Source organism: Legionella wadsworthii DSM 21896 = ATCC 33877, from assembly GCF_000701265.1.
In the GTDB taxonomy this organism is placed as follows: Bacteria; Pseudomonadota; Gammaproteobacteria; order Legionellales; family Legionellaceae; genus Legionella; species Legionella wadsworthii.
On the sequence record NZ_JNIA01000022.1, the window covers coordinates 96,322 to 122,141 of the forward strand.

Genomic DNA, 25,820 nt, shown 5'->3' on the forward strand with positions numbered 1-25,820 from the left:
GCCTGTAATGAATCGAGAATGTCATTACAGTGTTGGGATTATAGGTTTTTTTATTCCTGTTGAGAAGGACAATTTTTCTATTTTTAGTCCGCCAATTATCACTCTTCGCTGCAAGCAAATCAGGTCATTGGATGGGGCTTTGTTGCGTTAGTTTATCCAATATCACCTTAGGGCCAAGCAAACCAATACTTATGGCCATTGTGATCACCAGAGCATTTAAACCATCATAAATTGTCTGGCTTAGTAAAGTAAATGTAATATTCTGGCTATTTGTTAAAGCAACTATCCCACTGGTCATTCTAAAAATATATACCCCAGGTATCATAGACACTACGGCAGCAAAAGAAAATGCGGCAAAAGGCATTCGTTTGTTATAGGCAACCAGGGTTAATATAATTCCAGCTAAAAGGCATGCCCAAAAGGAAGCAGCAGCAGTACTGGCTCCAAAGCCCGTTAAAGCCAGCCATCGTAACATATGGGCCAAAACACCAATAGCGACGGGCCAGACCATAAAGCGTAAAGGAGCTGAGAAAAAGATGCTGTAGGCGAGGATTGCTATCCCTGCTGCAATCATATCATATCCAAGAGGCACCCTTTGATAGGACACTGGGTCAACAGGTAAATCACAGCCCATCATGGTCATACCTACCCAAACGCCCAATGAAATACTGAGGCACATTAAGAAAGCGAGAGCAAGCCGCGCCATACCCAGATGCATCCGTCCATGAATGAAATCTAAGGCGCTGTTGAGAAAATGGGGGCCCGGAACAAGAACCATACAAGGGCATAACGCCACCAAGCGCAAAGAGGTGCTTAAATCATAATGTACGGCAATACCTCCTATAATACCCGCAATTCCCGCCGCGACTAAAGGTTGGGCAAAAATATTCGTAGTCTTTGTTGCGAGATAGCGGCGAATGACACCACCAAGTGCAGCGCTAAAAAAAATGAGACACCCAGCGGCCCATTCATTCAATCCAAAAATAAACCCTAATGCAACCGCGCCAAAAGCTGCAGCTAAAGTGAACAACCAGGTAGGAGAAGTCGGCCTATTCATAATGGATTGAAGCTTTGCATACACTTCCTCCAAAGTCGCCTTGCCAGCATAAAAAGGTTCTAAGGCTTGCATGGTTGCAATCACTCTGCCCATATGAACACTCACAGGATCAGTCATCGTAAAACACTCAGAATGTGCTCCTGAAGAATGACTGATTTGCATCCATAATTCACCCCATCGTGGTATCAATAGAACCTGCAGATCTAATTTGTTAGCTATTCTTTTTGTCTCCCGTATCACCTGAGTCGTTGTTTGACCGTTTACAAAAAGCACTTTGGCAAAAACCAATATCATTTTCGCCTGCTGTTCCAAAGTACTTTTTTGTTCATCCAGTGTCTTTTCATTTATGGGAGACATAAGGCGCCACCATTTTCTTGGGATCAACGATGCGATCAAAATCAGCCTCGCTGATAAAATTTAGTTGCAACGCAGCTTCTTTCAAAGAAAGATCATGATCCATTGCATAATGTGCAATGGCAGAGGCTTTATCATAACCAATCACTGGAGACAAGGCTGTCACCAGCATTAAGGAGCGATCCACAAATGTCTGGATTTGCTTCAAATTGGGTTCGGTTCCTTCGATTAAAAATTTCCTGAAATTCGTCATACCATCGGTTAATAAAGTTATCGATTGTGTGAGGTTGTGAATAATGAGTGGTTTGTATACGTTCATTTCCAGATAACCACCAGCGCCTCCGAATCCAATAGCCACATCATTTGCCATGACTTGCACGCAAATCATGGTAAGTGCTTCACATTGAGTCGGGTTGACCTTACCGGGCATAATGGAAGAACCCGGTTCATTTTCCGGAATTTTAAGTTCAGCAAATCCAGCTCGAGGACCACAAGAAAGGAGGCGAATGTCATTCGCAATTTTATATAAAGAAACTGCAAGGGTACGTAAAGTTCCGGATAATTGAACCAAAGCATCATGCGCCCCTTGAACCGTAAATTTATTGGGCGCACTGACAAAAGGCAGACCTGTTAGCTTGGCAATGGCTTCAGCAACTTTTTCTGCAAAATTGGGTGCTGAATTTAATCCGGTACCCACTGCAGTTCCTCCTAGTGCCAAATGATAAACACCCTTAAGTGCATTCTCGAGATTAGTTGAATTTTCTTCCATCATACCGACATAGCCTGACCATTCTTGCCCCAGAGTTAAAGGTGTTGCATCTTGCATGTGGGTTCGTCCAATTTTGACTATGTCTTTCCAGTCTTTAGATTTTTTTTCTAGCGATTGAGTTAAAGCTTGGAGGGCAGGAAGCAATTTTTCTTTCATTTGGACTGCAGAAGCAATGTACATGGCCGTAGGGAAAGAATCATTAGATGACTGCGCCATATTCACATGATCGTTCGGATGTACTGGCGTTTTGCTTGCCAAAGGTGTACCCGAAATTTGGCTGCAGCGGTTTGCAATCACTTCATTCACATTCATATTGAATTGGGTACCACTGCCGGTCATCCAAACATGCAAGGGAAACATATCGTGATGTTGTCCGGAAAGGATTTCATCACAGACCTCGACAATTAATTTCTTTTGTTTCTCATCCAATCGCCCGCTCGCATGATTTGAAATTGCCGCTGCTTTTTTCAAAATAGCATAAGCGGTTATCATTTCCCGCGGAATCAAATCATGCCCGATACTGAAGTGCTCCAAAGATCGTTGTGTTTGTGCACCCCATAATTTGTCCGCCTCAACCGCAACTTCTCCCATACTGTCTTTTTCAATACGCGTTTGTGACATGATTGACACTCCTTGTTATCTCTGTACAAATCCAGCTCTATCTACTCAATCAATAACTTAAGGCATATTATTTATTGAATAACATTAAGTTAAGGATAATACCTTAATTCAATTTGATTCAATTCCAGATCCAAAATATAAATCGAAAATTAAAAAAAATTGGATAGGCAAGTGAAAACCGATTAAGGATTCAGATGTGGACAAAAGATGCAATAACCGTTTGATTTAAAATAATATTTGTTTATTTCATGTTTTATTCTCTACGCGGAAAAATTCGTGTTTGTTCTTACCAATTCTGTGGAAAGATTTGACGAGAAGGCAGATATTGACCCATAATTGCTCAATAAATACAATTTTTTACGAATATGCCAAATTATAGATATATTTCTCAAGGTGAGTATTTTGTTACAGATGATGCAGACACGGTACTTGTTACTAGTGGTATGACAGAATGCATCGCCATAGCATTTATTGATAAAAAAAATAATGCTCACCGGCTCCTGACCCATTTTGATGGGTTGATATTATACGATACCAACTTAGCATCGGATAATGTACAACGATTACTCGACAACTTCAAAAGCCAGGATTTTTACATCCATGTTCTCGGCGGCCAGGAAAAACTAAGAAATTGTAAGATATTGTTTGAGACATTTAAAAAATTCTCCTTGGAGGTTACCTTTTTTGAAGACTCCAATCAATTTTGTAAACGCTATCGATCGGAAGCCAAATTGAGTTATGCTATAGGTCCATCTAGTGTACCGATTACCATGATTTGCCCAGCCAATGACAAGCCGCAGTTTGTTGCTTTCTCGGCAAAGCATTTTGATAACTTTTCAGAGGATGATCTTATCGCAGGTAAAGGGTTCCCCTCCCGCCAGGAACAACAGGACTATGTCAGATTTGTACGCGTCAATGATGCAATTTTAGAGAGTTTTGCTGATGAAGCCAAAATATTACGTCGATCGGATGATCTCGATTTGCTAAAAAGAGTGGAGTCTCGAATTGCAGATAAGGCCTTAGTCAAAATGGGCATTTTAAATTTTTCGAGTAGCTCAACTCAGAGCACTCCATCAAAACAAGCAGCGAATCAAGAAAATATAGATAAACATGAAACGGATCCCTATAATCCTTAACAACACCACCTCCTCCTAAAAAGTAACCGGGCTGATAGCCGACCCGAATTTTGATAGCACAAATTAATCGTCTTTTCTTCTGATCTTTATTTCTCCTGCATGATATTGTTGATTACATTATCCAATCGAGTATCATTGTTGAACGAATTGCTCTAATGTTCATACCGTTTCAAGGGTGCAGGATCAAATTGTTCTTTGAATTTTTTTTAATGTATTTTGAAGTTGAGTATCTTACAATTTAGAAGTAAATTTAAAGGAGTAAAGCTTTAGCAAGCTAATCATAGACTGATTTTGCCCAAGGGTCCTCCTCGCATGTAGTGCTATTTTTAGCCCTATTGATATAAGCATCTCCTATATTTTTAGTATAAGGGTGTTCTATAAAAAGATTATGTGAAGAACCAATAAAAAGATCACGCATCAACTCACCATTGGTTGTAAGCTTATTCATTTGTAAGAATTCTGTCATAAACTCAGGGTAGCGCAGAGTTAATTCGTCCAGGGTAAAATTAAAAGGGTTGCTACTACTGTATTTGTTATAAAAATCTAAATAAGCTAAAAAAAATGCGTGTAAACTCTTTTTTTCTTCTTGCTCATCAGGTAATTGAGTATATTTTTGCCTTAATATTAAAATAAGTTGATCATACAAAGACTTAAACGATTCTAAGGCTGCTAAATCATTCACCGGAATATTGAGATAAAAAGGGTTCTCAAAAAACTTATCGCCAATTTGAATATTTTTTATGCTGCAAAAAGGTAAAACTAAGGCAATATGCTCTTTTTCTCTTTCCATTCGAGAAGGGAAATTTAGAGCATTCCTTTTGAAAGTTGCATGAACATCGACACAATCGTGCAAAAATAAAACTGGATCTATCTCCAGGATACATCCTCTACCCACACTTTTGGCGACTTCAGGATCCTCTGTCATACTTACCATATGGAAATCATTAGATAGGTTGGTTAATTTGTGCAGCCTGATTTGTTCCATACCCACGATTTCAGGAAAGCTTTGACAAAAAACCCCAGTAACCACTGAAGCCATTAAAAAAATGATATGAGGAATGTGTGGATCACCTCGATATAATGTTTTAACTCCAGAGGAAGTCATGGCAACATTTGTAAATTCTACGCTTGCAACAGATTTTATAGCAGGGAAAAAGCCTGGGTATTTGTGATACATAAACGCCAAAGGTGTTATAATTTCGAACAACAATATATCACTATGTTCGAAAAATTAAAAATCATTTCATGCAATATCTATCCATTTTAAAGCCCGCAGTGCAACTCGAAGCTCGCTCTAGTATTTTAAAGGACATTTTAATTCTCTCATGGAGAGTTTATTATTCTGTTGCTTCGAAAATTTAAACTAAGACTTAATTAAAGAACAATTAGATTTATTCTTCCTTCTTTTTGTAGTCTATTTCTATTAATATATTTGCCCTATTTGATCTCGCAAATATAAGTTCATGTATTTTAACCATATTTTTTCCCGGATTTTTAAAAAAAATAGTAACTTAAAAGATCAGGATATGCATTTGCCAAAAGAATGCTGGGTCAACATTTTAGAATATCTGCAAAAAGATGAAGAGATTAATATTTTGCGATTGGTATCCAAAGAAATGCTGCATGCTTCAATGCTCACTCAAGCAGGAAAGGATTATTATTTAAGAAAAGAAACTTTATTGAGTAGGTATGCCAAAATGGCAAGACTGTCAAAAAAAGACAATAACTATGCTCATTTTTTTGCTGCCAATGTAAAAACGCAAGTCGCCGAGCTTAAGGAGCAGCTTACTATGGACTCCGATGAATTTGGTTTAACTATTTATTTTGATAACTCCCTACAAGCAGATGAAGAAAAAGCTTATTTGGCTGAGCAATTGGGTACATGGGGCAGCGTTTTTATCTCTGATCGCATCAAGAGTACTTGTACGTACAACCTCCCGACTGAATATTTTTATAAAAAGGAAAATGGCTCTTTAAATGCCAATGAGTCGAATGGCTCCGGGAGGATTTCGAGATTTGGTTCGAACCATCTTGTTTTAATTTTTACGATCAACACTTTAGAATGCAATCGCCTCATGCAACTCATTATTGAAAACCAAAAAAGATTGAAACACAAGATGCCCTTTTTCATCGTTATTTCTTTAAATCCACTTCTTAAAGTAAGCGATTTTCATCATCCTATTTTAAAATTATATTCTATAAGTCCTGGTTATAAAGAAAAACTAGCGGATGCATTCTTTTTAAATCGATTCCATCCAGACCTTTGGACAAACACCAGCCATAAATATGATTATTATTACCGTGAAAAAATGGCAAATGTATTTAAAGAAATAGGAGTTATATTAGAAGAACTCTTCCAGGTTAAAGATTCTATTAAAGAAAATATCGACAACCAACTCATGGTGAGGCAATAAGTGAATGGATTGCTTCGATGCTGATTCGACTTAATCTAAAATCAAAAAGCAGGATGAAACTATATAGGGAAAGCCGCTCTGCTTTTTAACATTTGTCTGGAGGACCTTTTATTTAATCTTTATTTGCTGCTTACTTAGAATTTAACTCGAAAAAGAATTTTTGCTTTGCAAAGTACGAGTACTTGAACTGGTCTCCCCAGTATCATTACTAAAAAATCCATTTCCAGAGGATAAGCTCGATTTTCGAGGTTTTTTAGATTTGTGATTTTCAGCTTGGGCAGGTTTTGAAATTTCTTTTTTAAATGTATCAATGTCCCATTTCATACAATTTTCCCCACCATAAGTTAATATGAGGGTATTGTTTTCATCTTGGTTTTGGGATTTTAGTTTTGAAAACTTTAGTTTTTCCAGGAACTCTCCTTTATTTTCAAGAATAATCTCATGTAGCTCATTAATTTTTTCAATGTGGAAAGGTATATTTTCCGGATCTTGACTACAGAGTTGAAAAAAAAGATAACATTCTAAAAGTTGAATTTTTTGGTCTTGATTTTTTAAATTAGGCTCAATAGAGTGGATAAGATCCAAAAAATATTTCATTGGTGACATATTTGAATCAGGAGAGTCGCCTAATAGATGGCCAGTGTCAATATTAAAGCTTTTCCACGTATTTGGGTTAAAATACATATCGAGTAATACCAATGAACCTACTAAAGTAATATTTTTTTTGTAGGTAAATAGATAAGAGCCCTGCGTGTAATCTTTCGAACTGTGAAAACCGAAAGTAATGAAATGACAAAAAATAGTGGTTAATTCCTCAGGAGTTAATTTCGAGGCTGGCTTATGGAAAAGATCGAGAAAATCGCCAGTATATTCAGAATTGCGATCATAAATTTGGAGAACCTGAGTGATTAATTTGCTGTCCTGGATGTTATCTATAGCAAAATCAACCAGCTCCAAATCTCCATTCTCTTCCTTCATTTTTTCATATTGTTCAATATATTTTTGAGCGAGAGGAACTTGTTCAATATATCCATAAAACTCGACAGCCAAGTCAGTCCATTCCCAAATTTCCTTAGACCATTCTATTTCAGGGGATAATCCTCTACAAAGTTCAACCATATGTTGGAAAGCATAAATAATATTATTGGGGATGCGCGTCATTAACAAACTATGATACCGATCATGTGCAGTCGATTCCATTCCAGTTGTTTTATATCCGTGCACTGGATAGGAAGGGCTACCTGGATAAGATATTGCTCCATAGCGAGCGTGATTTTTTATCCCTTCCTCAATTTCTCCCATTTTAAGGGTGCCAAGCTTTAACATAAGACGAATATATTCATCTATCCCAACGGATACCAAGTTTGCGGAATCATGTCCTCCGGATGATATCTGAATAAATTGATCATCTTTATAATGTATGGCTTTTCCTTGTACTAATAAACCAGTTAGGTGTCTGTCGGAATGCGGATTGTTGTTTCCAACACTCATGGTATAAAACATTTGCTCAGAAAGGGGTAATGCCTCAATAAGAAGTTTAAAGGATTCTATTTTTTCATCTGAATTAAGTAGATGAGATAACACGGGCAAAAGAATCTCTTTCGCATCTTGTGTAAATTCGCCATCCTTTCCTAATATTTTGTGAGTTTTTTTAAGCTTATATCCGCCCTCTTTATCAAACATAATTTGATGACGTTCCAGCAAGGTATACATTTGTTGTTGTGTGATCTTACCCGCATTGAACAAAGCCATTGCTTGATAAATATGTTTTTCTGTTTTTAAAATGCCTGCATCCCAATCACCAGCAACTAAAGCTTCCTCAAGTAATTTTAATCGCCAGGGACTCAAAGACATGTTTACCTTTTGATCATGAACAAGGTGTCTTAGTTCAGGGCTATAATTATCACCGTGTATGGGAACAAGGTTGTAGATTAAACGTCTGCGCCACCACCTTTGTAACACCAATGCCGCTGCTTCCTCTTTTTTATCATATTCCTTTTGTGACTGTTCAGAGGTGGACACTACTTTTGGAGGAACAGGTGAAGGAAGACATGCTTTATATTTGGCATAAAATTCATGCCAGATATACTGAGCTTCATTTAATGTTTCTACGATAAGAGGATTACTACTTTTCATAGTTTTTTGAACAACTAAAAGGGTAATTTATTAATTGTAAGTATATATATTGAACATTAAGGATTTCTTAAGGACACCTAAATTAATTTTAATTCTACATGAAATAATTTTATGCATATTGAGGGCCTTGACTACATCCAGTGTTCAATGATTGCGGGATCGTCCAACGGCACTTTCCTGTATCCGAATTTGGAATTAGAAGTTCTGTTTTTTAAAATGAATTGCCCTAAAGATAAAAAATACTTACTTTAGAAGTGAAAGAATATTGACTATTGGATTTGCAAAAAAAGCGATAGGACAAGATGAGCTGTGCACACAACCAGAATTTGCTTTAGACAAACGAAATACCAGTTAAAAAGCCGCATCCTCTCCTATTGGTCATTATAAATAGGAGAAATGCAGTTATATGTGGTATTAAGCTTTGTTAAACAGGGTAGGCGCATTCAGCCCCGCTCTTTGTGATGATCTCGAGTATATTCATAAAAATTCCATGCTGCACGTCATAAAACTGGGTTGATTTAATCGTTTTGCAATATGCCGAAATCAAGATATTAAGAGAAGTGGGGCCGAATTCGACCAAACTCACAGTGATGGATTGGGTTTGATCAATTTCTTTATGTGCCAAAAGCAATTTTTTTATTTCCTTGGTGATTTGATTAATTTTATTGGCGTCCTGATAGCGAATACTGATATTGGTTTTAATGCGTCGCTGAAGCATCCGAGATGGATTTTCAACGCTGATTGTCAAGAATATTCCATTAGGAACATATAAAGGCCGCTTATCAAATGTTCTGATTCGGGTCATCCGCCAACCAATATACTCTACATTTCCTTCAATATTTTTATCAGGAGAACGAATCCAGTCCCCTACTTTAAAAGGTCTATCCAGATAGATAACGAGCCCACCAAAAAAATTGGCCAATAAATCTTTAGCAGCCAATGCAATTCCAGCGCCACCAATTCCTCCAAAAGCAAGCAAACCAGCTACGGGAATATTCATTGCCTGCATGACCAGTAAAAGACCAATGATGCATACAGCTATAGTTAATAACTGCCCAACTGCGTGTACTAACGTCCTGTCCACAATTTTAGACTTTTGTACCTGCACAGTTAAATAGAGCGATTCAAAATAACGAATAAAGCGGATAAAAGTCCAACATAAAATAATGACAAAGCCAATTTGTTTAATGACAGATATATTAGAAACTAAAAACGAGTTTTTTTTAAAAGCTAGAAAAATAGTGCAAATGAAAGATAAACCCAAAAACCAAATTAAAAATCCCATTGGTAATGAGAATGCTTTTAAAAAGGCTTCCGCAAACAGTATTTTGCGCTGCTCGACTTTTTTAATTAAAAAGCGTGTAACCCGTGCGAAAACCATGTGGATTAATCCAATTCCCACTATGGCTGTAACTATATATATTAACCACATATTTGATTTGATGTATTCAAGCATTGATGTCTCCTGTACGTTGCTTTGTTTTCTCCTGTTGGTTCATACATTTTAAAATGATTGAATTTCATTTGAATTTAGAAAACAATTCTAACAGATTATGAAGCGTCTTTCAGTTGCTTTGATTAAAGGGATAAAGCCTTGATTTTGAGGAACATCATTAAGAGCATGCCATTTTTTAAGTCCATTACAACAAATTAGTTGTCAGAAAGTAGTGCGAGGTATATTTTTACGCGCCAAATCCTCTCTAAAAAGGCGTTCACTTTCCTTAGATGAAAACATCGTGAAATGAGAGGAATATAGGCTGGTTTTTTCGACCTTTGGCTGATGGTTTATCACCAAAATTTTATTCTTTAAACCACCATCGCCTTTAGGTACTTCATGTGCTGTTCTTCGCTCAGTAGGGGCTTTTGTAAAAAGTTCTGGAGGTGCAAAGCGGGTGGAATAAAGATCATGCCATCCTGAATCATATTTGTAAAATACCTCAGGGGTTCGAGATTTAGAAAGTTGGCTTGTTGATGCAAAAACATCTGCAGCTTTAACCCAATAATATTTTCCCCATTGACTTATAATAAAGCACTCCTCCTGCTGCTTATTTATAAAATATCCTGCAACAACTACGGCATGTTCGCGATCACTCATGTAGAGGGCCGGCTCCCCACTCTGATCCACATCATAAAAAATAATGGGTGCCTGGTCATTTTCCATAGCAGCAATGATTCGACCTACATATAGGGGGTATTGATTTTCAGTATATATACTCGAATCTGGATAGCCATTATCTGCAGCTATAGCAGCTAAAACTTGAGCACTATATATTTCTCCAACCTGGGAATCATATTTTTCTTTAGAAAGTTCCCGCATCGAATAAGCATATTCATTCCTATTTTTTCTCAAAGGTAAAGGTTTGGGCATTTCCCTAAATTGATGCAAGGAATTTAAAACCACACTTAAAGCATTTAATTTGCAGACTTGACCACGTTGTACTTGAGGAATGATGGGTAAACCGAGCTTGTATTGAAATCCGAATTCGTTTCTAAGAACGTTTGTCTCCAGAAAAAGAGAAAAATCTGTAATCTGCGGCATTAATATTCTAGTTTGGAAAATTATTATTTTGTCCTAATTTTGATTATCTTGTCAAGTTATTGTGTTTTTTGTATCCATAAGCGGGTGAAAATCCCCCCACTTCCTCCTCTCTTTCTCTATCCCATGAAATTTTCGTCACAATTTTATATAATTAAATGTCAATTTTTTTTGACAATATAGTATATTTTTCAGTCCATTTCGTTGACACGATTAAAGAGACATGATTATACTGATGATAATTAACAACAAAAAAGGAAGTATCAAATGACAAATTTAAAATATGCATTAATAGCCTCTTTAATTGTGACAGGAGCCGCCTCTGCATCTCCGGCTTGTGATGGTTTCCAAATAAGACTTAAAAATAATTTGGCCGATGACCTCTTAATCACCTCCATTAAATTAAGTGGCGCTGATATTCAACCAGGACTTATAGGAGAATTAAAAAGCCATTCAGAACAAGTGTTTACAATTGGCCATACCACTTCCGATTTGCCAATGAACGGAGAATTTACGCTTCATACTATTTCTTTACCCACGAAAACAGTAAAAATCAAGTATACCTTAGAGAATAAATCCACGTTTTGTGAACATACAGAAAACTCATCACAAGGGGATTATGCTGTAGAAAAATCTCGTAAAATAGGTGAAGTACAATATTCTTTAGTTAACAAATAACTCCTTCTGACAAGGTTTTTACCTTTTCATCATCAAGCTGCCTGGCCTTATGGCCAGGACAATCAAAATTGTTTATCCAATGTGATAAGGAGGATTTTATGAAATCGAATCCAGTTAGGACTTATTCTTATGGAATTATTTTATTTGCTTTACCTTACCTTGCTCATGCGGATTGCACTTTGGAGTTGCCACCGAATGAAGAAATGGTAATCCATGGGGATCTAAATACATCGAGATTATTAACCTGCAGCATTATATATTATGGCGACAACAATGATTATTTATTAAATTTCATCACAAAGACCAATACAAGCTTTGTCAATCATTTGATGATGCCTGAAGGGACTTTGATGAGTTTATCTTTTGCTTCGCTGAATAATGACAATGAATTGAAATTAAAGTTAGAATCTAAAGCGCAACTCGGAATCACCAATGATTCAGATAACTTTATTCATTTAAAATGCAGGGAAGCTTAAATTAACAGGAAGCTTAAATTAAAAGGACATACAAGGATTTCACTTGTCATTAACTGAAACTGATATATTTGAGAGAATTATATATGCTAATTTCACCAGAAAAAGAGGATGATAAGATTCAATTTCGCATCAGGCTGCACGCTTCAGTCGTAAAAGAAATTGAAGATTATTGTAATTGGGCGGGAATTCAATATAAAGATTATTTTATTCAGCGTGCCTGCCAATATATATTTACTCACGATGAGGAGTGGATGAATTACAAAAAACAAAAAGAAGCAGGTGAATAATTTAAATGGACGTTTTTCAAAAAAAGTCGGGTTTTAACCCGACAGTTTCTATTTAAAATGCAATTCATCAGCAACATTTAGGGCGAATCACCTGCTTCCCTTATTTACGGAGAAACTCCAATATTTGCTCACGCTGTTTTTTTTCCATAGTTTCTGTTTCTATCGAGAAATAAAAGCATTCATTCCGGGTAATAATAAGCTAACTCTTTGAAATATCAGAACTAATAATATATATTATTAGGTTCCCTTCTATAGAGACAAGGATTAGGAAGACCTATGAAAAAAATATGGATATTCATTTTAATCAGTTTTTTTATAAATACAGCCTTTGCACTACAAGATAAAACAGTAACCACAGTTATTGAAAGATCCCCTGTACCTGTTGTAGTGAATGTGTCCAATCAGTATTGGGTGGAAACAATTTCTATTTGTAATACGACACCCAATTCTATCCCGCTCAATGACATCGAATTGGATTTTAATTATTCAGTTCCCATGCCCACTAACATATGGGGACAACCCTGGGCTGCATGGCGTGTTGCCAGTCAACAAGGTACAAAGGTAGTTCTCCTTGGCGGAGCACAATTTACATTAAAGCCCGATCCTCATTGCGATTATCCACTCACAATACAATTTAATGCAGCACCCGATCTCCCAGCACCTACCGGACCTTTTGTATTTTTGGCAGCGGGTATTACACCGCCAAATGACACAGGAAATTTAAAAATTAGCGTACCATCTGCTCCTGAAGCTGGATTAAGTACCCCCCAAGTGACTGTGACGGGTATGGGGCAGACATTAAATCAGAATGTCAATTGGGGTACAAACTGGGAATTAGATAACCTTACTGCAGGTACCTATACGATAACCTCTTCAAATGTCAGTAATGGAACACATTCCTATCAAAGCGCACCCGTTAATGTGTCAGTCTCTGCACAACAAACTGTTCAAGCTTCAGTGAAATATACGTTGGTTCCACCCACTACAGGCAATTTAACCATCAATATCCCTACAGAGCCCACAGCAGGATTAAACAATCCTCAAATATCTGTTACAGGAATGGGGCAAACCTATAATCAAATGGTTAAATGGGGAACGCAGTGGAAGTTGACGAGTCTTGCAGAGGGCTCTTACAACATCTCTTCTTCTTCGGTCAGTAATGGGACCAGCACTTATCAAGCGGCACCCGTTAATGCAAACGTCTCTTCCCAAGAAACCACGCAAGTAACTATGGTGTATACTCCCAGCCAACTCCCCATGGGATATGGAAATGGAACCTGGGTTTATGATACTACCTATGACAGCAATGGTCGGAAAACGGGTACAAAACCTGGATTGTTTGCAGCAGATATTAATCAATACAACACCAAAGCAGGGGTAGGCCATAAAATTACACGGATATTTAGTTACGGTGGTGATATGGAGATGAGCTGTAAAGGATCTGGAGGATCATCCTCTACAACGCCTTGTACTGCAGAAAACATGCATGTTTATTATCAGCCCCAGTCCACCACGGCCTATTTTAATGCGGCACGTGACACCTCTAATCCTGTTGAAATGTATCCGACTTTAGATGGAGTAGTAGGAGGTCCATACCTTAAGACATTTAATAATCTTACCCAAAAGGAAGCAAGTATTTATGCCGATAATGTTGCGAGTCTCTATTGCGCCGATGACAATGTTTCAGGGGTTTCATTTGATCTTGAGCCTTTTGATATCGACCAGCCTGGACAAGCTTACTTCTTTGCACAAATCGCCAAGAATTTCGCAGGTCAGCATAATGGGCCGAATCAAGAAGATCCTTATCATTGCGTCGATGCTGCGCATCCGCATGGACGTACCTTCTCGGTCTTTACCACAGCTTCACATGTCAACAGCACTTTTGCCAAGATTTTCAATCAATATGGAAATGGCTATGTCATTGATTCCTTATATGACTTAGGTTCTAATCCTGGCGGTGTTGCTAATTCATTAAGTAATTACACAAAATTTGTAAATGCTGAAGTAGTTCGAATGAAGAATAATGCAAAAACGTACCAAGTGAAGTACCAGTTTGGTATTCCTGCTTCGGCATCCGTCCATGAATTTGAAACCGTGAACGGACAAAGTTCTGGAGTGAGTCAAATTGATTATCTACAGGCTGCTATTAATGCCATTAATGATAATGCCAGAAATGATCCCTACTATTTAGGAGCAGATATCTGGGCTTGGCATCAAATGATGATCTGGAGTGGTAAGATATTTACCCCGGCTTTACCAAGTAGTGAAATATTAAATTATCTAGCATCTTCTTTATAATGGGCAGGTCGGGCTTTTGCCCGACCCCACTTCAATTTAAATCATACCCTTTTTAAAATTGATCCAAGCCCAACTACGCTTTCTTTTCGCTTTGTTGCATTCCTGATACGATCTTTTTCAAAAGAACACTGACTAGTTCTTGCTCTTCACCATTAAGGGTTTGAGTTGCTGCAGCATTTAGAGTAGCCCACATTTTTTTCACTTTTGTTTTTAACCTTTTCCCAGATGAAGTGAGATTGACCTGCATGACCCTTTTATCTGTTGTAGATGGTGTCCGGGTAATATGTCCCTGACATTCTAATCGTTGCACCATTTTAGTCACAGTAGATGCGTCCAAACCCAGACGGCAAATCAGTTCTATCTGACTTTGACCATCTTTATCCCATAATTGCATGAGCAGAAGTTCTTGGCCAGGATAGAGATTAAACGGCCGTAATAATTCGCTTGCCATCCCCCTGTGCGTTCTGGCAAGCAGGAAAATGAGATAACTGAGTTCATTCCCTTCCACGGCTTTTGGAAAATTGAAAGTCTCTTCTACTTTGCAATACAGTGTTTCAGTTTCCGTTTTTCCTTTCGCTTTAACCAATTGGTACTCCTATTCGATCTTGACAAATACTTGGCCGACCAACTATATTGGAATTAGTTGGTCGGCCAATATATTTTGGTACATCGCCACGAAATTTGCAATCTACATATAAAGGTAATCTATTATGAACAGTTTAATACTCGCAGAATCACTCACGAAAGGCAGGCTGACATTTAAAAATCGGATATTTATGGCTCCTTTGACACGTTCGCGTGCCACACAACAGATACCGACAGATTTAATGGCGGATTATTATGAGCAACGGGCCTCTGCAGGACTGATATTTACAGAAGCAAGCCAAGTGAGTCCGCAAGGTGTGGGATATATCTCTACTCCAGGAATTCACAGCCACGAACAAGTGGAAGGCTGGAAAAAAGTCACTCAAAAAGTCCATGAACAAGGGGGTAAAATTTATTTGCAGCTTTGGCATGTAGGCAGGGCTTCTCACCCGGATTTTCATCGTGGCGCCCTGCCAGTTGCACCTTCGGCTATTGGATTTTCGGGAAAATCATTTACTTTTTCAGGACCTAAGGATGTCCTCACGCCAAGAGCACTCGAATTGCATGAAATTAAAGAAATCATAAAGGATTTTAAAAATTCTGCCCAACTGGCCAAAGATGCAGGATTTGATGGGGTCGAGATTCACGGTGCTAATGGATACTTACCTGCGCAATTCCTGGAGGATGGCTCCAACAAAAGAACCGATGAGTATGGTGGAAATTATGCCAATCGCGCCCGCTTTATATTAGAACTTACTCAAGCTGTGATTGATGTCTGGGGTGCCGATCGAGTGTCCGTGCGCCTCTCTCCAAACAATCCATTTAATGGAATGAACGATTCAAATCCCCAAGAGACATATCTCTACCTTGTAGATCAATTGGAAAAACTTCAAGTCGATATGTTACACCTCGTGGAACCCGTACAGCCTCCTGATGGAATCAAACCATTAGCACCAGAAATCAGAAACAGATATACAGGCATACTCGTCCTTAATTCAGGCTATACACTTCAAACAGCCGAAGCAGCAATTAAAGAAGGACGTGCTGATGCAATTTCCTTTGGTAGTGCGTTTATTGCAAATCCCGATTTACCGGAGCGTTTTACCAGAGGATTTCCTTTAACAACGCCCGACCCAACAACCTTCTACGGCGGCGCTGAGAAAGGTTATACCGATTACTCAAAAATAGAAGCTTTTTGAGGTGATAGCGTACCCCTCTCACTAAAGTCTTCATAAAATTAAAAAAATAAAAATAAGTTCCCCTATGTTCAATGCGCATTTTGCGTAGGGGACTTCAGTTTATCCCCATTTCATTGCAGTACAATAATCATACTAATTGTTGTTTTTCAATCCTTATCGCAGCATGGGTTCAATAGAAAATTTACTCTCAAATGCAAAGAATAAGGAGCAAATATCTGGAGTCAAGTATGAGTATTATCAATCTAATGGAGGAATTGCAATATCCCAGCAATGAAGAAGGTGTCTGTAAAGGTATCGCTCTCATGGCACAAAGAGCACGTTGGGCCGGACAATTTGATCCATTTCAAACAAGAATGGCGTACTTAAACTCTCTAAAGCCCACTCAACTGCAGGCATTATTACAGAGTGCCAAAGAACACGATAAAAATTTACGACAGCAAAAAACGACGATCCCCCTATCCCAAGACGAACAAATACTGTTAACCGTGGAGTCCTTTTTCTTTCAAATCTGGGCACATTTTAGTCCGCGCGATACTCAAAAATATTTGAATCTGGATCATGGCGATTATTTTAACCAATTGGATACCTATAAAATAGAACAGGTCATGTATGATAAAGATTCTGAAGACAAATTAATTTCTCCTTTACCTCATCCAAATCGTTATTTATTTGCTGTTTCCAACCAAAATTGTCAGCCCTTGAAATCTTTTTTAGAGAAGGTTAAAGAATATGATGAGTTATCTCCTGGATGTGTTATTTCGTCAGGAAATCATGACATTCATGTATTCTATAACCTACAAAAAAATAAATGGGTTTTAACCAATCATGATGCTATTTTGGAATTTGAATCGATTGATGAGGTGACTGCAGAAATCATATATGCATTTAAAAAGAGAAAACTTTCAGAAGATGTAGTCCACATTTGCATTAACGTTTATACCGATGAAAAACTTGAAAAAACAACATCTTTTGCCAACGAATTAACCCATATTTCAGATAAAGCATTTGCTATTCATTTAGATCAAACACCGGATATCAATCAAGCTGATGCCTATGGAAATACACTCTTACACATTGCTGCTGCGTATGGATTTGCAGATAAAGTTTCACAGTTAGCCAAGAGAGGGGATATTGATTTAAATAAACTGAATGACATTAAGTTTTCAGCTTTAATCCTCGCAATACTTTTCGGCCAGGCGGATGTTGTCAATGAGCTATTGGAATATCCCATGGATAAAGTTGCTTTAATGCATCAAAGTCTTTCGCCGCATCTCAGAGTCGTGTTGAAATTGTCGATTTGTTGATAAAAAAATTGGGAATTCCACAAACTCATTTAGAAGAACTTAATCCCCTGGGTTGTGCCGTATTAAACAATCGACATGACATTGTAAAACGTTTGCTACAAGAACCTGGGATCAAAAAAAGTACTATTTTAGCTTACGCATTATTTAAAAAAAGCGATATCGAAACAATCAATATTTTATTGAATCATCCACACATCGGATTAAATTCAGTTTATATGTCACAGGGTGCATTGCATATAGCTGCTGATAGAGGGGATATCGCACTTGTGAGCGCCCTGCTCGCCCGGGACAAAGAGATTATTCCAGTAAATGATGAAAATTATTTATTCTGGATGCCCGCTGAGCAATTTATTAAACCAGCTTACCATGCGAATACCATCTATCTCTCTGCTTCTGGGGAATACAAAGTGTATAACATCCATGGCGAAATACGTACCGGAAAAATTGAGACGGGAACTATGGACTTGTCTGATTTACGTCCCTATCGCTTTGTTATGATCACTAGCCCGGAGACGAATCCTCCACAAGCAGAAAATGGACATATCTATTTATCCCATGAGGGTGAATATACTGTTTGCGATCACCATGGAACAATCTTTTCTGGAAAGCTAACTGACGATTATGTTTCTTACTTAAACCTCAAAGAATTAACCGAAAAAATCAATGAGCCCATATTCCAGGCTCAGCTTACCTATTTGCTATCTAAAGAAGGGCGTACCAAAATTCATGCGATACTCGATAATCCCACGATAAAGTCACAAATATTTTCTGCGATATATAGCGCAGAAGGTATTGTTTCATTTATTGATGTCAACCTAGATGGGCCACAATATGATAAACCTATCAATATTGCCGCTCAAAAAGGACATTTAAATATTGTCCGTGAGTTACTAAAACATCCTGATATCGATTTAAATTACCGGCGTGGGCTATCTAAACCTACATTATTAACCGAAATGGTTCGTTCAAAAACCGCAGAATCTGTTCTAACTTTTAAATTGATACTACAACACCCTAAGATTGATGTGAATTTAGGGGATGACGTGGGAATGAATCCTTTATGTACCGCTGTCCTCTATGGGAATATCCACGCAGTCAAAGCATTATTAGAACATCCTGCTTTGAATGTGAATCTAGGAAATCCGCTAGAGATTGCAATTAGAGAAGGTCATTATGATATTTTAAAAGCTTTGATCCAACATCCAAAAACAGAGATAAACTGTCTTATGAGCAATGGACTACTTCCGCTAGTTTATACGGCACAATTTGCCTGGAACAATTCAAGATATGACAAATACATGCAAGTTTTTTTAAGCAAAGAGAGTTCTTTTTTCCCGGCTGATCCGAGTCAATTATACGATATCGATCAGTATTGGAAAAACTATTATCAAGTACAACCTTTAATTGAATGCATTCAAAAATGCATCGCATCAATCAATCAATACCAGAACAGCTATTCCAAACTTATAATTCTGGATAAAGAGCCTGAAAAAAATGAACTCGATAATCAAACAATTGCCGTAGTGAATAAAAACAATGAATGGATTATATATCGTCAAGAAGGCGGTACCATCCACGCCTCGGTTGTAGATAAAAATCATTTAGATATGGATAGGGTTAAAAGTATAGACAACAAGCTGCAGAATAAAATATATAGAAACCATGAACTCATTAACTATATTTTGTGTCAATGTAGTGTGCCAACTATCAATGCAATTGAATGGTTAGAAATGGATTTATATGATTTTATTTCTGATCTAAAACAAATTGAATATGATAAGGAGTCCATGGCTTCTGCGGTTGATAATTTTTGCACCCGAGCAATGCATATTGCGAACTCAAGCAGCAATTGTAATCAATCACTTTTATTTACAGGGCCTCGATTTGATAGTCAATTCAATCAAGCGAAACTGCAATGTCACCAGCGGATAGAACGATTCAATGAGAAGCTACAAGCATCTCCTGCTTCGTCCTAAGCTGCAGATTATAAGGTCATTTTTTAGTTGCATTGATGTTGGTAATTGAAAAATAATATCATCGCCATCATTCGAGAAAACCTACTGAAGCTGAATTATTAAGGAAAATTATGATTGTTATTTTTGTCCATGGCTGGAGCGTCACCCACACCAACACCTATGGAGAACTTCCTCAATGGCTGGAAAGCCAGGGCAAAGAAGGAAAACTCACGATACAAGTGGGTAATGTCTACCTAGGGCGCTACATCAGCTTTGACGATACCGTAACAGTGGATGACATAGCACGTGCATTTGATCATGCCGTGCGCGATGAAATTGCGGATAAACTGCAAAATGGCGAACGATTTGCCTGTATAACCCACTCCACCGGCGGCCCGGTTGTGCGCAAATGGATGGATTTATATTATAAAAACAAGCTTGCTAAATGCCCATTGAGCCATCTCATCATGCTGGCTCCCGCAAACCACGGTTCTGCGCTGGCTCAACTGGGTAAATCCCGGTTAGGCCGCATCAAAAGTTTTTTCGAAGGGATTGAACCTGGACAACATGTACTAGATTGGCTAGAGCTCGGCAGTAATATGAGCTGGCAGCTTAATGAAAGCTGGCTAGATTATGATGGTCTTGCCAATGGCATCTATCCATTTGTACTTACCGGCCAGAAAATTGATCGCCAACTTTATGATGCCGTGAATTCTTACACAGGAGAAGCCGGATCAGATGGAGTCATACGGGTTGCTTCGGCAAATATGAATTACAGTTTATTAAAGTTACATCAGGATGGAGACAACGGCGAAAATCTGGTCGTTACCAATATGAAACGGACAAAGCAAATGGCATGGGGGATTCTGCCTGGTTGTTCACATTCTGGTAAAAAAATGGGGATCCTTCGTAGCGTAACTATGGCCAACGCGGCGGACCATCCCACAGCGATTTGGATCTTGCGATGCCTCCAGGTAAAAAATCGGAATGCCTATAATACCTTGGCAAAAGATTTGGATAAATTAACCAAAGAGACTCAAGAAAAGGAGCATATAAATGTGGTAAAAACCTTGCTCCATGAACGAAAATTCATAACCAGCCGTTATTCCATGATTGTATTTCGCATTATCGATGATCGTGGCAATCATCTGGATGATTATGATCTTTATCTCACAGCAGGCCCACAATATAGTGAATATGCGCTGCCTACAGGTTTTTTCGTGGATCGGCAGCAAAACCAGTATGATCAGGGCAAACTGACCTATTATCTTGACTACGACATCATGGAAACAGGGATTAATACCCCCAAGATGCAGGGTAATCTCGGATTCCGTCTCAAAGCCTATCCTGAGGCAAATGATAATGCCCTTGCCTATTACAGACTACTTGATTTTCATTGCTCGCTTGCCGACATCAACAAAATTCTTCATCCCAATGAAACCCTCATGGTTGAAATCATGCTGCAACGGCGTGTCGATAGAACCGTTTCCCGCATTACCAACAACCTGACACCAGCAAAAATTAGTAAAAAACCGACAGGCCAAAAGGTAGACTGAAGCCCTTCTATTCAATATAACCCTAAAGGCAGTTAATTAAAGTCTCTGGCGTTAAATCAGTTACTATAGATGAACTCTATTTTACCTCAATTAGAGCCATCCTGAACTACCTTGACTCAGTGATATTTTTTATAAAGATCCCGGCCATCAAGTATGTGTTTTCTTCATGAATGAGTAAATTTAATTCATATTGAGCTTAATACCGTCTTAATGTTTTTTTGTTAGTCTTTGGCTTTGTTGAAGTATATACAGAGTTAAAGAGGTTCAGGAGTATGAGTAACTTATTCTTGTTAAATACAGCGGGGTTGGAGAGTAAAGATATATTAAAGATTTTGGCATTGGCCGGAATTACGAAAGAGATGGATTTTGATTCAGAGATAGCGAAAGTCCCAGCAGGAGTGAAACAATTTCTTGAACTTGCAAAACTACATTATGAGCGCAATGAAACGCATACCTCCATTACAAAGTTTACTGTGAAACTGAGTAATGAGAGTTGTGTGGTTGGTGATATCCCTGCAGTAAAAAATGAAATACGGCTGGTATGTGATGAAAGCGACGGCAACAAATGGTATGTTGTTGCGCAAAAAAATGATGGGGGACGTTTTGAAAAAGAAATTTCAGAAATCAACGAAGAAGAGGCACAAGAAAGTTACCTGTGCGGTATTAAACCAGCTGAATTAAAAAGCCATTTAACCCATCAAACAGTAGATACAATGAATTGTCAACGATGGGCACAATTGAAATCCAAATGTTTCTTACACCCCAACCCACTACATGAAATTGGTGATCTGCTCAGAGCAAATCTGGATAGCCCTAAAAGTGATTTGGAAATTCAAACAATCAAAAACATTCGCGGGTATTTAAATAAGCAAGCAAGAAGGAAAAATTCATCATTAATTATTTATTCGAATAAATCAGATGAGGACTCCTGTGGGCACAAAGAAAGCCAATATGTGAAACATAGTCTGGAGAAAGTATTAAGCAAAAAACAGCAATTACACATACTCTATATTGGTGGAGGTCATGGATGGCCCAAAGATAAATGGAATGGCATGTTATCTGCTTTGAAAACACAGCATGTTGAGGAAATCCATCACTGCTTGACTCAAAGAGAAGTGGTCATTCAGAGCATCATTTTGGGAAGTTGCTTCAGTGCCTCTTTTGCCAATGATTTCTCCAGTTTACTTCATCCCCAATACGGTGTGATGTTGTCTTCCACCGTATCTCAAGGAGAGACCAATTTTTTTGAAAATGTCGTCTCGATTGTGTTGCGTGATCAAGGTCCCAGTTCGTTTTTTAAAACAATGCCTCGATGTCTTAAAGCGCCTCCCGTCCTAAGTCCGACAGGAATTTGCATTTCTAAAAAAGAAAGACATTTTGGGTTAGAATTAAACCTGGATGAGACCGGGTTACCTGTCCATTCTGCTGGGGATGAATATAGATTAAGCCTGGATATAGTCATACGATTGAGAAAAGCCAAACCCAAGAGTAACTTTGGCAGTACATTAGAAGAATGTCATGATGAACAGCAAAAAGAAAAATTCAACACATTGCTCAGTCAAGCGATTGGCTTTCAAAAAAGTGATGATATTGAAAGTCTTCCTTCTAGGAAGGAACCAATGCATTCATCTACACAGACAAAACCCTGGAGCAATTTAGCTAAATTTTCGTTATTTGCTGGAGGAGTCGTAGTGATCGGAGGTGGATGTTATCTTTATAGCCAATATAAAAGCGGATCATCAACCTGATAAATTCGTCCACAAATTCAAAGGCCATAAACTGCCATTCGAATGCACACTCATAGTGTGCACACCTCATTAATATTTTGTTAATAAGAACTTGATATAATGGCTTATAGAGAAACTTACGAGGTTTCTATGACCACACTCCAAGATAGATTACACCGTTTAGGGCATTTAAAGGCTTTAATGGATAAAATTTCCCCATCAGATCGAGAAATTTTAGCTCGGGAAAAAAAATTTCATAGTGGTCCTTCTTTTAATAATATGGCTGCAATGAAGCTTCGCTGGTTAAACTATCAAATCAGAATGCTGCAGACAGAACAATCCTCATTAAGTGAAAATCAAGCCTATACTGCGCTTGCTTTAGATTGTGAACGTTGCCTGGGAGGATACCCATCAGCACAAAAGGACAATATAAAAAAATTTGGCGAATCCTACCTCAAGAGAGCCCAAGCCCAACTTCCTAGCAATGCGCGATTAGAAGATGTACAAAGGAAAGCCAAATGCCTCTATTTCGAAGATCAAATCAAAGAACAACATGAAGAACTTTTTAGCCACTCCCTGACCGTGGCGACGCAGGAATATTTTACTGACTATGACCCCAAATCCCCCTTTTCTCCTCAAGCTGTCATAGAAAGAGCAATGCTAGTCTACAAAGAACAGATATACGGCGAATCACTTAAAGAATTGGAAATATCAACCTTGATCGAATGTTACGGCCGTTTTGATGCATCAAGGACAACATTTGGATCAGAAAAAAAAGCGGTGTTGGAAATATTAGGCCTGCATGAGAAGTTAGTACACGATGAACACGTGTTAATTGCTACAGGAGTCCATCCAGATTTAACTAAATTCCGTACTCGCCCTTTCAAAAACTTTAATGAAAATCTTGACTACCACAGAGATTTTAAAGAACAAATGAAACACTTCATCCAAGCAAACCGCGATTATAACAGCAACGATGAACTGACCCATATTTTTGGCCTCCATCCCAAAGAAGATTGGAATTTTATGGTACATATGGCTTCGAGTTTCGAACATCAGGAACGATTCGCAAAATTAACCATTCCACAAATGTCCCTTGAAGCCCCTCTTGAAACCTCAAATAAAAGCATTCTGCGTCTAAGGGAAATTGTTCAAGATTATGAAACCTACCTTAAGAAGCTTATCACCGAAGAACAGGGAATTTATGGAAACAGAGACCTGGAGGCTGTTAAAAAAAGAAAAGGGGCTCTAGAAAAAATGAAACTTTTTGCCGATCAAAGTGAAGCATTTACCCCAGCTGTGAAAGAAATGATGCATAATACCTATCAAGAAATTTTAAAAAATGAACCCTCATGGTTTGAAAGAGATTTTCTTAATAAAATATGGGATATCATCACTGCTGGACCTGTGTGCCGATTTTTTAACAATACTTTCAGTAAGCCAGATCAAGCGGTATCTAATATGGTAAATACCGTAAAAGGCGAATTGACTGGTGAAGAAGATAAGGGTCCCGATTTTTAAGCCTGACGTTTGCTGATATTTTTAATGATTTAGTTCAGCCAGATGATTGGGCCTGGCTTCATCAGGAGCAATGACTTTGCGGTAGAAAAAACTTAAATTGGATTGAAGAAAACCATAAGTACTGCAGCCAGCACTCCTTGCGATATCAGGAAATTTTAAAGAAAATATTTGTTTTGGCGCCTCCATAATCGTTTGGGAGATCGATTCAAAATTAAAATTATTTTGGCGTAATTTATTTTGAAGACTTTCCTGGATACATTCAATCATTAAAATTTTCAAAAAGAAAAAGGGCAGTTCATCATAAGAACCCTGCAGCAATAGAAAGGCCATTGCTCCTAAGTTAATCGTTTCAATTAAACTTGCATAATAATGAACTTGCCTGGCGTAAATTTCATTTTTTAATCTTTTTCTATCGTTTGGATTTTGTAATTCATCAATGATTTCAAGCGATTTTTTCATTTGAACTAAATCATGTAGTCCCATGACATTGAGTTGCTCTAGTTGTTTTAGTACTTCACTTAATTGTTTGCCTCTCATAGAACTAAAATTCCTATAATTTAAATCATTTGAATTGAAGAAATTAGCACGGCCTTAGGATGATTAAAAGAGTTCTGGTTTCGTTTCAGGGACGTAATTAAATTCTACCCAGGGGTAAATAACAACAAGTAAACTCAAATTCTTTATCTACAATTTTCGGCGTGAGTTGCATTTTATAATTTTGAGGTAAAGTGGAGGCGATGCTGACGATGTGTTCAATATCATATAAATAATCGCGATGTCCTGAACTCCAGGATTTGATTTGCGCCAGGGCTTTTGTTTTAGCCATATTTTCATTTTCAGCGACAACGAAGATGTTCTTATGCAGTTCTGTAAACATCGTGGGATCATATCCGCCTAAATTGATAAAAAACAAATTTTGAGGATTGTGCGTTTCTTGTTCGGTAAACGAAATATCATAGCCATCGGCTTGTGTTAAAATGCCCCAGGCATCAATATGTAAACTTTTTGGAGTCCCCCACCAACTCTTTTTAAGTAACTCATAAGTTTCCTCTAAATGTTCTGCAACGATGAATCGAATATCATGAAGCTCGATTAAAGATTGAGGATGGGAACCACCGATATAAATGACAAATAATTTCATACATTAATCCTAGAGCCACTGCAAAAACAAAGACTTGATTATAGGAGAAATTAAAATTCAGTTTCAAATA

Annotated in this window: 21 protein-coding genes; 12 read left to right on the top strand and 9 right to left on the bottom strand. The window is 37.9% G+C overall.

Going from position 1 to position 25,820, the window contains the following annotated elements; all coding sequences use genetic code 11:
* Positions 1–124 precede the first annotated feature (124 nt).
* The gene (locus tag BU07_RS0100995; protein WP_031562757.1) at positions 125–1,414 is read right to left on the bottom strand and encodes a threonine/serine exporter family protein; all 1,290 of its coding nucleotides are present in this window, start codon (positions 1,412–1,414) and stop codon (positions 125–127) included.
* Positions 1,398–2,801: a class II fumarate hydratase gene (gene fumC, locus BU07_RS0101000; RefSeq protein ID WP_031562759.1), complete on the bottom strand. Its 1,404-nt coding sequence runs from the start codon at positions 2,799–2,801 to the stop codon at positions 1,398–1,400. The genes BU07_RS0100995 and fumC overlap by 17 nt, the downstream gene beginning before the upstream one ends.
* A gap of 365 nt (positions 2,802–3,166) precedes the next feature.
* Between fumC and BU07_RS0101005 the strand changes: the two genes are divergently transcribed.
* Positions 3,167–3,937, top strand: coding sequence for a hypothetical protein (locus BU07_RS0101005; RefSeq protein ID WP_031562761.1), 771 nt, complete (start codon positions 3,167–3,169; stop codon positions 3,935–3,937).
* A gap of 274 nt (positions 3,938–4,211) precedes the next feature.
* Here BU07_RS0101005 and lart1 read toward each other — a convergent pair whose 3' ends face one another.
* Positions 4,212–5,114, bottom strand: a complete 903-nt coding sequence (gene lart1, locus BU07_RS0101010; protein ID WP_031562763.1) for an NAD(+)--arginine ADP-ribosyltransferase Lart1 — start codon at positions 5,112–5,114, stop codon at positions 4,212–4,214.
* Positions 5,115–5,469: 355 nt separating this feature from the next.
* Here lart1 and BU07_RS0101015 point away from each other — a divergent pair, with 355 nt between their 5' ends.
* Complete coding sequence (locus BU07_RS0101015) at positions 5,470–6,351, top strand: hypothetical protein (RefSeq protein WP_133134446.1); 882 nt, start codon at positions 5,470–5,472, stop codon at positions 6,349–6,351.
* A 141-nt stretch (positions 6,352–6,492) separates the two neighbouring features.
* Here BU07_RS0101015 and BU07_RS0101020 read toward each other — a convergent pair whose 3' ends face one another.
* The 3 genes from BU07_RS0101020 to BU07_RS0101030 all read right to left on the bottom strand — a co-directional run bounded on the left by BU07_RS0101020 (position 6,493) and on the right by BU07_RS0101030 (position 11,026).
* On the bottom strand, positions 6,493–8,487 hold the full coding sequence (locus tag BU07_RS0101020; protein ID WP_031562767.1) for a hypothetical protein: 1,995 nt from the start codon (positions 8,485–8,487) through the stop codon (positions 6,493–6,495).
* A gap of 424 nt (positions 8,488–8,911) precedes the next feature.
* Positions 8,912–9,943 (bottom strand): mechanosensitive ion channel family protein, encoded by a 1,032-nt coding sequence (locus tag BU07_RS0101025; RefSeq protein ID WP_031562770.1) that lies wholly within the window; start codon positions 9,941–9,943, stop codon positions 8,912–8,914.
* A gap of 201 nt (positions 9,944–10,144) precedes the next feature.
* Positions 10,145–11,026 carry a hypothetical protein gene (locus BU07_RS0101030; RefSeq protein WP_051635433.1) on the bottom strand — a complete coding sequence of 294 codons (882 nt, stop codon included), beginning with the start codon at positions 11,024–11,026 and terminating at the stop codon, positions 10,145–10,147.
* 264 nt (positions 11,027–11,290) lie between these two features.
* Here BU07_RS0101030 and BU07_RS0101035 point away from each other — a divergent pair, with 264 nt between their 5' ends.
* From BU07_RS0101035 to BU07_RS0101050, 4 genes are all read left to right on the top strand, one after another.
* Positions 11,291–11,701, top strand: a complete 411-nt coding sequence (locus BU07_RS0101035) for a hypothetical protein (RefSeq protein ID WP_031562774.1) — start codon at positions 11,291–11,293, stop codon at positions 11,699–11,701.
* A gap of 98 nt (positions 11,702–11,799) precedes the next feature.
* Positions 11,800–12,177 carry a hypothetical protein gene (locus BU07_RS0101040; protein ID WP_031562776.1) on the top strand — a complete coding sequence of 126 codons (378 nt, stop codon included), beginning with the start codon at positions 11,800–11,802 and terminating at the stop codon, positions 12,175–12,177.
* A gap of 83 nt (positions 12,178–12,260) precedes the next feature.
* Complete coding sequence (locus tag BU07_RS0101045; protein ID WP_031562778.1) at positions 12,261–12,464, top strand: hypothetical protein; 204 nt, start codon at positions 12,261–12,263, stop codon at positions 12,462–12,464.
* Positions 12,465–12,740: 276 nt separating this feature from the next.
* On the top strand, positions 12,741–14,762 hold the full coding sequence (locus tag BU07_RS0101050; protein ID WP_031562781.1) for a hypothetical protein: 2,022 nt from the start codon (positions 12,741–12,743) through the stop codon (positions 14,760–14,762).
* A gap of 73 nt (positions 14,763–14,835) precedes the next feature.
* Here the strand turns inward: BU07_RS0101050 and BU07_RS0101055 are convergent, their stop codons facing one another.
* The gene (locus BU07_RS0101055) at positions 14,836–15,348 is read right to left on the bottom strand and encodes a MarR family winged helix-turn-helix transcriptional regulator (protein ID WP_115262255.1); all 513 of its coding nucleotides are present in this window, start codon (positions 15,346–15,348) and stop codon (positions 14,836–14,838) included.
* A 124-nt stretch (positions 15,349–15,472) separates the two neighbouring features.
* Between BU07_RS0101055 and BU07_RS0101060 the strand changes: the two genes are divergently transcribed.
* The 6 genes from BU07_RS0101060 (at position 15,473) to BU07_RS0101085 (ending at position 24,609) form a co-directional block, all read left to right on the top strand.
* Entirely contained in the window at positions 15,473–16,546 is a 1,074-nt protein-coding gene (locus tag BU07_RS0101060) for an alkene reductase (RefSeq protein ID WP_031562786.1), read from the top strand.
* Between the two features lie 227 nt (positions 16,547–16,773).
* Positions 16,774–17,850, top strand: a complete 1,077-nt coding sequence (locus tag BU07_RS0101065) for an ankyrin repeat domain-containing protein (protein ID WP_031562787.1) — start codon at positions 16,774–16,776, stop codon at positions 17,848–17,850.
* Positions 17,844–19,826, top strand: coding sequence for an ankyrin repeat domain-containing protein (locus BU07_RS0101070; protein ID WP_031562790.1), 1,983 nt, complete (start codon positions 17,844–17,846; stop codon positions 19,824–19,826). The genes BU07_RS0101065 and BU07_RS0101070 overlap by 7 nt, the downstream gene beginning before the upstream one ends.
* A 110-nt stretch (positions 19,827–19,936) precedes the next feature.
* Complete coding sequence (plaB, locus tag BU07_RS0101075; RefSeq protein WP_031562792.1) at positions 19,937–21,361, top strand: phospholipase PlaB; 1,425 nt, start codon at positions 19,937–19,939, stop codon at positions 21,359–21,361.
* 272 nt (positions 21,362–21,633) lie between these two features.
* Positions 21,634–23,109 carry a hypothetical protein gene (locus tag BU07_RS0101080; RefSeq protein WP_031562795.1) on the top strand — a complete coding sequence of 492 codons (1,476 nt, stop codon included), beginning with the start codon at positions 21,634–21,636 and terminating at the stop codon, positions 23,107–23,109.
* Between the two features lie 99 nt (positions 23,110–23,208).
* Positions 23,209–24,609: a hypothetical protein gene (locus BU07_RS0101085; protein WP_031562797.1), complete on the top strand. Its 1,401-nt coding sequence runs from the start codon at positions 23,209–23,211 to the stop codon at positions 24,607–24,609.
* Between the two features lie 21 nt (positions 24,610–24,630).
* On the opposite strand, the gene BU07_RS0101090 is transcribed toward BU07_RS0101085, so the two are convergent.
* Positions 24,631–25,146, bottom strand: coding sequence for a hypothetical protein (locus tag BU07_RS0101090; protein ID WP_031562801.1), 516 nt, complete (start codon positions 25,144–25,146; stop codon positions 24,631–24,633).
* 97 nt (positions 25,147–25,243) lie between these two features.
* A complete protein-coding gene (locus BU07_RS0101095; protein WP_031562803.1) occupies positions 25,244–25,750 on the bottom strand; it encodes a DUF1543 domain-containing protein in 507 nt (168 codons plus the stop codon).
* Positions 25,751–25,820 lie beyond the last annotated feature (70 nt).